The organism is Pyxidicoccus sp. M6 (genome assembly GCF_055568925.1).
The window spans coordinates 1,816,998-1,828,170 of the sequence record NZ_CM145714.1 but is presented as its reverse complement, the minus strand read 5'-3'; the positions used below and the strand labels follow the sequence as shown (position 1 = coordinate 1,828,170).

9 protein-coding genes are annotated in these 11,173 nt (G+C 69.9%); 5 read left to right on the top strand and 4 right to left on the bottom strand.

Annotated features, from left to right (window positions below; genetic code table 11):
- Position 1 precedes the first annotated feature (1 nt).
- The 3 genes from ACVTJA_RS07640 (at position 2) to ACVTJA_RS07630 (ending at position 1,422) form a co-directional block, all read left to right on the top strand.
- Entirely contained in the window at positions 2–631 is a 630-nt protein-coding gene (locus tag ACVTJA_RS07640) for a pilus assembly FimT family protein (protein WP_465835089.1), read from the top strand.
- Positions 632–695: 64 nt separating this feature from the next.
- Complete coding sequence (locus ACVTJA_RS07635; RefSeq protein ID WP_465835088.1) at positions 696–1,016, top strand: c-type cytochrome; 321 nt, start codon at positions 696–698, stop codon at positions 1,014–1,016.
- Positions 1,017–1,074: 58 nt separating this feature from the next.
- A complete protein-coding gene (locus ACVTJA_RS07630) occupies positions 1,075–1,422 on the top strand; it encodes a hypothetical protein (protein ID WP_465835086.1) in 348 nt (115 codons plus the stop codon).
- On the opposite strand, the gene ACVTJA_RS07625 is transcribed toward ACVTJA_RS07630, so the two are convergent.
- Positions 1,419–2,840, bottom strand: a complete 1,422-nt coding sequence (locus ACVTJA_RS07625) for a sensor histidine kinase (RefSeq protein ID WP_465835084.1) — start codon at positions 2,838–2,840, stop codon at positions 1,419–1,421. The genes ACVTJA_RS07630 and ACVTJA_RS07625 overlap by 4 nt on opposite strands.
- A gap of 283 nt (positions 2,841–3,123) precedes the next feature.
- On the opposite strand from ACVTJA_RS07625, the gene mfd reads away from it, so the two are divergent.
- A complete protein-coding gene (gene mfd, locus ACVTJA_RS07620; RefSeq protein ID WP_465835082.1) occupies positions 3,124–6,708 on the top strand; it encodes a transcription-repair coupling factor in 3,585 nt (1,194 codons plus the stop codon).
- A 66-nt stretch (positions 6,709–6,774) separates the two neighbouring features.
- Here mfd and ACVTJA_RS07615 read toward each other — a convergent pair whose 3' ends face one another.
- Together ACVTJA_RS07615 and ACVTJA_RS07610 are read right to left on the bottom strand one after the other, a co-directional pair.
- Entirely contained in the window at positions 6,775–7,701 is a 927-nt protein-coding gene (locus ACVTJA_RS07615) for a DUF2167 domain-containing protein (protein ID WP_465835081.1), read from the bottom strand.
- Between the two features lie 150 nt (positions 7,702–7,851).
- Positions 7,852–8,442: a flavodoxin family protein gene (locus tag ACVTJA_RS07610; RefSeq protein ID WP_465835080.1), complete on the bottom strand. Its 591-nt coding sequence runs from the start codon at positions 8,440–8,442 to the stop codon at positions 7,852–7,854.
- A 155-nt stretch (positions 8,443–8,597) separates the two neighbouring features.
- Between ACVTJA_RS07610 and ACVTJA_RS07605 the strand changes: the two genes are divergently transcribed.
- A complete protein-coding gene (locus tag ACVTJA_RS07605; protein ID WP_465835079.1) occupies positions 8,598–10,010 on the top strand; it encodes a hypothetical protein in 1,413 nt (470 codons plus the stop codon).
- Between the two features lies 1 nt (position 10,011).
- Here the strand turns inward: ACVTJA_RS07605 and argE are convergent, their stop codons facing one another.
- Positions 10,012–11,148, bottom strand: coding sequence for an acetylornithine deacetylase (argE, locus tag ACVTJA_RS07600; RefSeq protein ID WP_465835077.1), 1,137 nt, complete (start codon positions 11,146–11,148; stop codon positions 10,012–10,014).
- Positions 11,149–11,173: the final 25 nt, after the last annotated feature.

The following is an 11,173-nucleotide window of genomic DNA, read 5'->3' as shown; positions in this document are numbered from 1 at the left end:
CATGCGGGCCTTTCATCGTGGCATGACCCTGCTGGAGCTCATGGCGGCCGTGGCCATCCTCGGCGTCCTGCTGGCGCTGGCCATCCCCAGTCTCCAGGGCGTCGTCAACAACCGGCGCGTCAGCGGCGCCCAGCGCGCCATCTACCAACAGACGCTCGAGGCACGGCAGCAGGCGCGCCGCACCCGCCAGCCGGTGCGGCTGTCCATCGTCACCGCGAGCGACGAGAGCGGGCGGCGGGGCCCGGCGCTGCGCTGGGAGCAATTGGACTGCGCCGCCGGGGACACCTGGGGCGCGCAGTGCCCCCTCAACGCCTGCCTGACGAACGCCTGCGGCGCGGGCGGCTGCACCTGCGCCGTGACGGGGCCCACGGTGCCTGTGCCCTCCAACATGGACGCCAGCAGCCTGGCGGGCCTGTGCTTCCTGGGCGGTGAATCCGGCGCGGTGGTGGCCAAGCAGGGCACGACGACGTGCAGCACTGCCAACCCGGCCCCCACGGCGGGCTCGCTCAAGCTCCGCTCCGACACGGGCAGCGGCTACAAGGTGGACCAGGTCTTCGTCGTGAACGCGCTGACGCGCTCCCTGAAGGTGGTGGAGTGCTACAACCACGCGGGCCAGGACGGGTGCCCCTGAATTCCGGGCCAGCCTTCCCCGTCCCCGTGCCGCCACCCCCTCCGTTCTCGAGGAGACAGCAACGATGATGAAGCGGTTCGCCCTGGTGATGGCCCTCAGCCTGGCCACGAGTGCCTACGCGGAGGACAGCGCCGACGTCTGGAAGGCCAGGTGCAAGTCCTGCCACGGCGAGGACGGCAAGGCGCAGACGAAGATGGGCCAGAAGGAGTCCATCGACGACTTCACCTCGCCTGCCTGGCAGAAGGCCGAGTCGGACGAGGAGCTCCGCGAGGTCATCACCGAGGGCTCGTCCAAGAACAAGAAGATGAAGGCCTACAAGGACAAGCTCACCGCCGAGCAGATTGACGGCCTGGTGCGACACATCCGCACAATGAAGGCGAAGTAGCCGGCTTGAATTTCCGGCCGCGGCCGCGCGTCATGAGGGGTGAGAATTGGAGCCGCCCATGAAGAACCTCACCGTCGCCCTCGTGTTCTGCGCATCCATGGCCAGCCTGTTTGCCTCGCTGCGCGCGGACGCACTGTCCTCCGTGCGCATCGAGCAGGGCCTGTCCCGGCCGGAGCCGCTGTCCGTGCTGCACAAGGACGGCAAGGGCGGCGGCGGGGGTGGAGGGGGCGGCAAGGGCGGCGGTGACGACAAGAAGGGCGGCAAGGACGACGACGAGGAGGACGAGGAGGAGTACCGCGCCCGCTACTCCGACCTGGCCCAGCGCGCCGCCCTGGAAATGGTGGACCCGGGCGGGCTGGAAGACGTGCTCCGCGTCAGCGCGGGCCTGAGGTTCGGCTCCCGCTAACGGGCTCCTGGAGGAGGCCGGGCCACGCGGGGCAGCGTCACCGAGAAGCAGGTGCCGGTGTCCACCGACGAAGCCACGTCCACCCAGCCGCCGTGGGCGGTGACGATTTGCGAAACGATGTAGAGGCCCAGGCCCAGCCCGTGGTGCTGGGGCTTCGGCTGCCCCGGCTCGTGCGGCGCGCGGTGGAAGGGCGCGAAGAGGCGCGGGCGTAGCGAGTCCGGGATGGGCGACCCGCCGTTGTGCACCTCCAGCCGCTGGAAGTGCCCGTCCGGGGCGTCCAGACGCACCCGCACCTGCGTGCCCTCCGGGCTGTGCTGCAGGGCATTGCCCACCAGGTTGGACAGCACCTGCCCCAGCCGCTCCTCGTCCCAGACGCCACTCGAGTCGCCCTGCACCTCCAGCTGGATGCCGCGCTGCGGGTGGACGGGCTCCAGCTCGGCGATGATGCGGCGGCACACCTCCTCCAGGGACACCTCGCGCGGGCGCAGGGGGATGCCGCCGGCCATGCGCGCCCGGGTGAAGTCCAGCAGCTGCCGCACCAGCCGCGCCATGCGCCCGGCGCTCCCGTCGATGCGCTCCACCACGCGGCGCACGTCCGGCGTCAGCGTGTCTCGCGCGAGCAGGGCCGCGGCAGACAGGCGCACCGCGGCCAGCGGGTTGCCCAAATCGTGGCCCAGCACGCCGATGAAGCGCTCCTGGAAGCGGGCCTCCTCCTCGCGCTCCAGCTCCAGGCGGCGCCGCGCGGTGACGTCGCGGCTGATGCCGAAGAGGCCGTAGGTGGTGCCGTCGCTCCGGCGCAGCACGCCCTTCGTCGTCTGCCAGACGCAGTCCGTGCCGGGACCGCCCTCGGGGTCCTCGTAGGTGGCCGTCTCTCCGGACTCGGCCACCGCGCGGTCATGAGCCAGCGTGGCCAGCGCGGCGTCCGGCCCCAACAGCTCCGCGTCCGTGCGCCCGAGGATGTCCTTCGGATTGCGGTTGAAGGCGCGCGCGGTGGCGGGGTTGATGAGCACGTAGCGGCCGTCCAGGTCCTTCACGTAGACGGCGTCGGTGGCGCTCTCGATGACGGCGTGGAGCAAATCGTGGTCCCTGCGCAGCGCCTCCTCCGCGGCCATGCGCTCGGTGAGGTCCTCCAGGAAGAGGACGACACCGTCCTCCCACGGGGACACGCGCGCCTGGAGCCACACCATGCCCACGGGGGACTTGCGCGACAGCCGCGTCGCCTCGGGCTCGCGGCGCACGGCCACGCGGACGCACACGGCGAACAGGCCGCACTCGGTCACCCACGGAGCCTCGTCCGAGAGCCGCTGGCGCACCAGCGGGTGGTCTTCACGGCCGAGCCACCGCTCCGCGTACATGTTGGCGGAGACGCACTCGAAGTCGAGGATGCCCCCCACCGCGGAGCGGACGCTGCGCAGCACGACGACAGCCTCGGACGGCGGGATTGGAGACCCGCTACCCGGGCGCTTGTTGCTCCCACGGACAGATTGCATGGTTGGAGCGGCACCCCCCATCGATGCCCGTTGGAGAGGCAGCCTAGCCCCACCGGTGGAGGGGCGGCCAACCGGCCCCAGGGGTGGCCGAAGCGTGCCGGACCGAACCTGCCGGCCGGTGTAGTCCCCGGTGACACGACAGGCGACGCGCTCTGTCATTGCTTTGGCCCAGGCAGGCCCCTAATTACCCGGGGGCCCTCAGGGTCCACTCATGGACACTCCTCCCTTCTCCCAGACGTTCGATGCCGAGGCGGCGCGTGTGCCTCCGGCGGCAGACCCGCTCGCCCCACTCCTCGACTCGCTCCAACCCGGCCGCCGCGTGCGGACGCAGGGAATGAAGGGCGCCGCGCGCGGCCACGTGCTCGCGCGGCTGCACCGGGCCGCGAAGGCGCCGCTCGTCTGCGTGGCGGTGGACGAGGAGTCGGCCGACGCCCTGGCCGCCGACCTGGCCTTCTTCCTGGGAGGCACCGGCACCCTGCTGGAGCCGCGCGTGCTGCGGCTGCCCGCGGACGAGCTGCTGCCCTTCGACGAACTGTCCCCCGACACGCGCACCGTCACCGAGCGGCTGGGCGCGCTCTTCCACCTGGGCCAGGGCACGCGCTTCCCCGCGCTGGTGCTGTCCGCGCGCGCGCTGTACCGCCGCGTGATGCCGCTGGCAGTGATGACGTCGCTGGCGGAGCGCGTGGCGGTGGGGCAGGACTTCGACCGCGACACCCTGGCGCTGAAGCTGGCGCGCATGGGCTACCAGAACAGCCCGCTGGTGGAGGACGTGGGCACGTTCTCCGTGCGCGGCGGCCTGCTGGACGTCTTCAGCCCGCTCTACGACAAGCCGGTGCGCCTGGAGTTCTTCGGCGACACGATTGAGTCCATCCGCGCCTTCGACCCGCAGTCGCAGCGCACGGTGGACTCGCTGAAGGAAGTGTCGCTGGTGCCCGCGCGCGAGGTCATCCTCACCGAGGAGACGCGCCCGCGCGCCGAGGCCGCCGCCCGCGCGGTGGCGGACCGCATCAACCTGCCCACCATCCAGTTGCGCGAGCGGCTGGAGGCGCTGCGCGAGGGCCTGCCCGGCTTCGGCCTGGAGGGGCTCCTGCCTGGCCTCTTCGAGGGCGGCCTGTCCACGGTGTTCGACTTCCTGCGCACGTGGAGCAAGGAGTCCCCCGTCTTCTACGTGGACGACCCGCTGGGCGTGGACCGCGCGGTGGACGAATTGTGGTCGGAGCTGGAGCGCTCCTTCACGGCGGCCCAGGAGCGGCAGGACCTGGTGTGCCCCCCCGCCGAGCACTTCCTCACGCGCGACGCGGTGAATGAGCGGCTGGGCGCCTTCCGCGTGGTGGAGGGTGGCGGCCTGTCGCTGGCGCAGTCCGACAAGCCGCCCGTCCTCTTCAACTTCGGCGGTACCCAGGATTTGCGCGAGGCGATTCTGGCGCACCACGGCGAGGAGGGCGCGCTCAGCCCGTTGGTGGAGCGGCTCCAGCGCTGGCGCGACATGCGCGTGGCGTGCGCGGTGGCGTGCGGCACGCTGAGCCAGGCGGACCGGCTCAAGCGGCTCTTGCTGGACCGCAACGTCATGGTGAAGGTGCACACCGAGGCCCTGGCGGACGCGTCGAAGCTGTACGAGCCGTCCGTCTGGGTGCACCTCTTCACGGGCGAGGTGAGCCAGGGCTTCGTGGACGGCGCGGGCGGGCTGGCCGTGCTGGCGGACGAGGAAATCTTCGGCGTCCGCGCGCGCAGGCGTCCCAAGCGCAGCAAGAAGCTGGACGCGTTCGCCTCCGGCTTTGGAGACTTGAAGGAAGGCGACCTCATCGTCCACACCGACTTCGGCATCGGCCGCTACGCGGGTCTGACGAAGATGGAGGTGAATGGCGTGCCCGGGGACTTCCTCGTCCTCGAGTACGCGGGGCGCGACAAAATCTACCTGCCGGTGGGCCGCATGCGGCTCATCCAGAAGTTCTCCGGCGGTGACCCGGAAAAGGTGCAGCTCGACAAGCTGGGCACCACGAGCTGGGAGAAGACGAAGAAGCGCGTCAAGGAGCAGCTCCTCAAGATGGCGGCGGAGCTGCTGCAGATTGCCGCCGCGCGCAAGGCGCACCCGGGCCATGCCTTCAGTGCGCCGGACCGGTACTTCGCCCAGTTCGAGGCGGACTTCGAGTTCGAGGAGACGCCGGACCAGGCCAAGGCGATTGAGGACGTGCTGGCGGACATGCAGAAGGCGCAGCCCATGGACCGGCTCGTCTGCGGCGACGTGGGCTACGGCAAGACGGAGGTGGCCATGCGCGCCGCCTTCAAGGCCGCGCTGGACCGCAAGCAGGTGGCGGTGCTGGTGCCCACCACCGTGCTCGCGCAGCAGCACTTCCTCTCCTTCAAGAAGCGCTTCAAGGACTACCCCGTCACGGTGGAGGTCATCTCCGGCATGAAGAAGGCGCCGGAGGTGCGCGAAATCCTCAAGCGCGCCAAGGACGGCAAGGTCGACATCCTCATCGGCACGCACAAGCTGCTCGGCGGTGACGTGGCCTTCAAGGAACTGGGCCTGATGATTGTCGACGAGGAGCAGCGCTTCGGCGTGAAGCAGAAGGAGGCGCTGAAGAAGTGGCGCTCCCAGATTGACGTGCTCACGCTGACGGCGACGCCCATTCCCCGCACGCTGCACATGAGCATGTCCGGCGTGCGCGACATGAGCATCATCGCCACGCCGCCGGAGGACCGCCGCGCCATCCGCACCTTCGTCATGAAGTACGACGAGGCCGTCGTCAAGGAGGCCATCGAGCGCGAGGTGGGGCGCGGCGGCCAGGTGTTCTTCGTGCACAACCGCGTGGAGTCCCTGCCCTCCATGGAGCAGCAGCTCAAGACGCTGGTGCCGCACCTGAGCATCGGCGTGGCGCACGGGCAGATGGGCGAGGGGCAATTGGAGAAGGTCATGCTGGCCTTCACCGAGCGCAAGCACCACGTGCTCCTGTGCACCTCCATCATCGAGAGCGGCATCGACATCTCCAGCGCCAACACGATGATTGTGAACCGCGCGGACCAGTTCGGCCTCGCGCAGCTCTACCAGCTCCGCGGGCGCGTGGGCCGCAGCAAGGAGCGCGCGTACGCGTACCTGCTGGTGCCCTCGCGGCGCGCGGTGACGAAGGACGCGCAGCGGCGCCTGGAAGTCCTCCAGAACTTCACCGAGCTGGGCGCTGGCTTCTCCATCGCCTCGCACGATTTGGAGATTCGCGGCGCGGGCAACCTGCTGGGCGACAAGCAATCGGGGGCGATTGCGGAGATTGGCTTCGACATGTACGCGCAGCTTCTGGAAGAAGCGGTGGCGGAGATGCAGGGCCAGCCGCCGCGCGTGCAGGTGGAGCCGGACGTGACGCTGCCCATGCCGGCGCTCATCCCGGACGACTACGTCAGCGACGTGCACCAGCGGCTGCTCTTCTACAAGCGCTTCAGCCAGGCCAGCCACCCGGACGAAGTCACGGATTTGCGCGCCGAGTTGGTGGACCGCTACGGCGAGGCACCGGACGAGGTGGACTCGCTGTCCGAGCTGACGCTGCTCAAAATCGACATGCGAGACCTGCGGCTGCGCGCGCTGGAGGTGGGCACCGGCCGGCTGGTGGTGACGCTGGGCGCGGACGCGCTGCTGGACGGCGCGAAGGTGGCTGGCCTCGTCCAGCGCTCGAAGGGCGTCTACCGGCTCACCCCGGACATGAAGCTCATCGTCCGCGTGCCCCAGGGCGCCAGCGGACATGACCTCATCGCCGAGGCCAAGAAGGTGCTGCGCGATTTGAGCCACTGCGCCCTGCCGCAGGCGTAGAAAAGCAAAGAGGCCCGGGACCGAATGGCCCCGGGCCTCAGTGTGCCGGACGCGCGGCTCTACGCGTTACGGCGTGCCGTCGCTGTTGCCGCCGCGCTTGAAGAGCTTGCCCAGCGCGGCGACGAGCACCGCGATGCCCGCGAAGATGGCCTTCTTGCCGGCCACGAGCACGGCGAGCAGCCCCTTGAAGAGACCGACCTTGGCGGCGGCCTTGCCGGCCACGAGGCCCGCGATGCCGTAGGCGGCGACGCGGCCGGTGGCCGGGTTGAAGTCCGCGTAGCGGTGGCCGGGCTGGAAGTCGGTGAAGGCCAGCACCTGCTTCATGTCCTTCTCCACCTGCGGCAGCGCGCTCATGGAGGAGACGGCGTTGAGCACCAGCACGCCCTCCTTGCCCAGCATGCGGATGTTGTAGTTGAGCGTGTGGTCCTTCGCGTCCACGTCGCCGAAGGCCAGCTCCTTCGCCCAGTACAGCTTGTGCGTCGACGGGTCATAGTGCGGAGAGGCGGCCCAGCCCACGAGGTTCACCGGGGGATAGCCGGCCTGGGTGCGCTCGGCGTTCTCCTCTTGGGTGCCCTCCTGCATGTCCTTCAGCAGGTCCGCGTAGTCGATGCCCGCCGCGTCCTCGTCCTCGACGTGGCCGTCATCGCTGTACTCGATGACCACGCCCCAGCCGTCCTCGGCGTCCACGGGGATGCCCGCCGGCACCAGCATGCCCAGCGTCTCCGTGCCCGGAGGGTTGCCCCACACCTCGACGAGGACCTTCTGCGCGTCCTCGGGGGAGAGGTACTCGAAGTTGTCGGGGACGTTCATCTTCGCCAGCCCGTTGCCCAGCAGCACCTCGCCCTTGCGGGGGTGGAGCTCGGGAAGGGGCGGCGCCGCGTCCTCCGCGGCTTCCTCTTCGGCGGCAGGGGCCGCCTCGGGCGCGGGCACCTGGGCCCACGCGGTTACTGCCACCAACGACATCACCACGGACATCCACCAACGACGCTGCATGGAACTCCCCTCAGGAGTGCTTTGAGCCGGCCTGCCGAGGGGACATGAAGGGCCCTCGCGCCTGACGGCGGCGCGCCACACTCCCTCTCACGGGCCGGAGGGCGCGCACCGTAGTGGGGGCCGTCCGCGTGCGTCAAATCCGGGAAGGGCTCACGCCGCCCGCGGGCCCGCCGACTCCACCGGCCGCACCAGGAAGTCGCGGGCCGCGTCGAGCGCGCGCGTGTCCGTGAGCACCTGCCCCGGCATGTTGGCGTGGCCGATGAGCGCCCCGCGCCACTGCATGGCCATGTAGTCCGCGGACATGCGCAGGCTCAGGACGGCGGGCTGGGCGACGGAGTCGTCCTCGTCGGACGAGTGCGAGGTGACGAGCGACAGCACCTTGCCGCGCATCCGCTCGCGGAAGCGCAGCTCCGTCATGCGCAGCCACCAGGACCAGTGCTCCAGGTAGTGCTGCGCCGTGGAGGACAGGTTGTACCAATACACCGGTGACACGATGACCAGCTCGTCCGCCGCCAGCGTGCGCTCGGCGAGCGCGTACAGCTCCGGCCCCGGCTTCGGGTAGCCGCCCGGCGTGTGGCGCAAATCACGGAAGGGCTGGCGCAGGTGCTCTTCCAGCCGCAGCCACTCCGTCACCGTGCCGGAGGGAAGCGCCTGCGCGGCCTGACGGGCGAGCTGCTCGGCGTTGCCACCCTCGCGGGCGCTGGACAGCAGGAAGAGGACGTTGCGGGCGGTCGTGCTCATGCAGGGGGCCTGGGGAAGAGTGGCCGCACTCTTAACAGCGCCTCGTCGCGAACGCAGGCGCCCCTTTGACACGAGCGCTCGCTCCGTGGTCTGCCCCGCACATGACCACGAATACAGGACAGAACAGAACATCTGGAAGTCTTGGTCTCCTCGGAGTGCTCGCCCTCACGCTGGTGTGTGTCGGCTGGCCGCTCTCCACGGCCCAGGCACAGGCGTGGACGCTGACCACCGCGCAGCGGCAGGCGTTCCTGAACCACTACGCGCCCATCGTCTTCAAGCGCGGCAACGGCAATGACAACCGTCACGGCTACGACTGGCTCACCCACTTCGACTTCGACCAGGACGGGGACTTCTCCAACAACAAGCTGCACTGGAAGAACATCAACCAGTACGTCGACGCGGCGCGCGCCGGGACGGGCGCGTACAGCCAGTGGCGCATCCGCCCCACCCTCTACACGTCGCTCATCGAGTTCATGGACGGGAGCACCAAGAACCTCGTCCTCACGTATCACCTGTACCACGCACTGGATAAGAACGCGGCCGGCGACTGGCAGCTCCACGACTGGGAGCGCGTGGAATTGCTGGTGAAGAACGTGGTGGGCGCACCGGGCAGCGGCGAGTCCGTCGCCTACGGCGTGGTGACGCAGCACAAGCGCAACGTCATCCGCACGCAGGGCAGCGCGGAGCTCAACTTCATGCAGACGTCCACGGGCAAGCACCTGCTCATCTGGCAGGCCGAGTGGTCCGACAAGCTGCTGGCTCCCCACGGGCAGGAGCTGCGCTTCGTCGGTGACACGTACGCGTGGATTGCCACGCAGATGGCCAGCACCACCGCGAAGGCGCAGGTGGACGTGAACAACGACGACGGCCGGAAGAACCTGCACTACGCCTTCGTGCCGCAGGGCTCGCCCGGCGCCGTGTCCGCCTTCAACGCGCGGGGGATTACCTACGCGACGGCGGACTCGCTCGCGAGCCGTGCCGACAACGGCGACACCGTGACGTGGCCCAACGTGAAGCGCGTCACCTACGAGCTGCAGGACATCGCGGACATCCTCCCCACGCATTGGCAGTACGGCGGCTATGCGACGCACTGGCTCACCACCAACCCGGTGGTGGACGTGTGGATGGAGAGCCCCCTCTTCAACGAGTCCGGCGTATCGGAAGTCAGCAGCGGGATGAATCGCTTCTTCACGAAGACGCGCGACATCGAGAACGAGGACGACCGCGAGGGCTACCCCGCGAAGAGCTGGTTCTTCGGCACCTACGAGCTGAACGCCAACGCCTCGGACACGGGCGGCGGCGGCTCCGGCGCCTTCAAGGACAACTCCTATGCCAGCACCGTGGTGGACTCGCGAGGCCAGACGCGCGCGAGCGCCAGCGGCTACAGCACGTCACCCAACTCCTTCTGGTGGCAGCACGACTACTTCGTCCACGCCGGCACTGTCGACTCGACGGACGGCGTGGAGGCCGGCTTCTGGCTGGCCGGACCGTGGTACCTGCCGGCGAACGGCGGCTTCGACGGGCGCTGGGTGCAGCTCTTCGACGACAGGCCCGGCCAGGAGCCCTGACTCAGCGCGCGCCGCAGAAGTGCGCGACGGCGCGGGACAGCGCGGCCTCGCAGCGCACCAGGTCCTCCATGGGGACGTACTCACCCGTCTGGTGCGCCACCTTGATGTCGCCGGGGCCGAACACCACGGCCTCGGCGCCCAGCTCCGTCATCTGCGGGGCCTCCGTGCCGAAGGACACCGTGGTGGGCGCATTGCCGCTGGCCTCGGCCAGGAAGCGCACCACCTCCGCGTCCGCGCTCGTATTCACGCCCCGGTCCGTGCGCACCACGCGGATGTGCGCCTCGAAGGCCGGCTCGTCCTTCACCAACTCCTGGCGGATGCGCTCCAGCAACTGCGGCACGCGCTCCGGCGGCTGGCCGGGGATGGGGCGCCACTCGACGATGAAACGGCACGCGCCGGGGATGATGTTCTTCGCCTTGCCGCCCTGGATGACGCCGACGTTCACCGTGGTGAAGGGCGGCTGGAAGCCCTCGTCGCGCTCGTCGCGCAGCACCGTATTGGCCAGGTGCTCCAGCCGCTGGAGGAAGCGCCCCGCGCGGAAGATGGCCGACGCGCCCGACTCCGGATACGCGCTGTGGCCCTCCTTGCCCAGCACGTCCACCTCCGCGAGGCAGTAGCCCTTGTTCGCGCGCACCGGAGTGAGCCGCGTGGGCTCGCCGACAATCGCGTGGCGCGCGCGGCCGAGGCCCGCCTGCACCAGCTTCTTCGCGCCCACGAGGCCCACCTCCTCGTCCGCGGTGAGCACCACCATCAGCGGGGCGCGCAGGCGCTCGGCCTTCAGGGCCGCGTGCAACGCGCAGGCGATGAAGCCCTTGGTGTCGCACGCGCCGCGCGCGTAGAGCTTCCCGTCCTTCTCCGTCAGCCGCAGCGCGTCCGTCCACGCCGGGTCATACGGCACGCAGTCGGTGTGCCCCACCAGCGCCAGCTCGGCGCGGCCGCTGCCGCCCTTCACCGCGACGAGGTTCACCTTCTCCATGCCCGCGTCATCGGTGTAGCGCTGACGCTCGGCGGAGAAGCCCGCGGCCTCCAGCTTCGCCTGCGCGTAGTCCACCAGCGGGGCGTTGGGGCGGGCGGACGTGGTGTCCATGGCCACCAGCTCGGACAGGGTGGCTCGCAGCGCGGGCAGCGTGTCACTCATCGGGACGACCTCCAGGAGCCGCGTC